1 pseudogene is annotated in these 326 nt (G+C 72.1%); it reads right to left on the reverse strand.

The annotated features are described in order from the left end of the window. Positions 1 to 24: 24 nt before the first annotated feature. Positions 25 to 326: pseudogene (gene glnQ / locus B8460_RS16210) on the reverse strand (glutamine ABC transporter ATP-binding protein GlnQ); the annotation flags it as partial.

Consider the following 326-nt stretch of genomic DNA (forward strand, 5'->3'; position numbering starts at 1 on the left):
GCGCGCGCCGCATCGCCCACGCGCCTAGCCCCCCGCCAGGATGCGGCCGAGGAAGCCGCGCAGCCGGTCGGTGCGCGGCGCGTCGAAGACGGCGGCGGGCGGGCCTTCCTCGACGATCTCGCCCGCGTCCATGAACACCACGCGATCGGCGAAGCGGCGCGCGAATCCCATCTCGTGCGTGACGCACAGCATCGTCATCCCCTCCTGCGCGAGCCCCTCCATCACCTCCAGCACCTCCTGTATCATTTCGGGATCGAGGGCCGAGGTCGGCTCGTCGAACAGCATGATGCGCGGGCGCATGCACAGCGCCCGCGCGATCGCCGCGC

This window comes from Acidisphaera rubrifaciens HS-AP3, assembly GCF_000964365.1.
GTDB classification, from domain to species: domain Bacteria; phylum Pseudomonadota; class Alphaproteobacteria; order Acetobacterales; family Acetobacteraceae; genus Acidisphaera; species Acidisphaera rubrifaciens.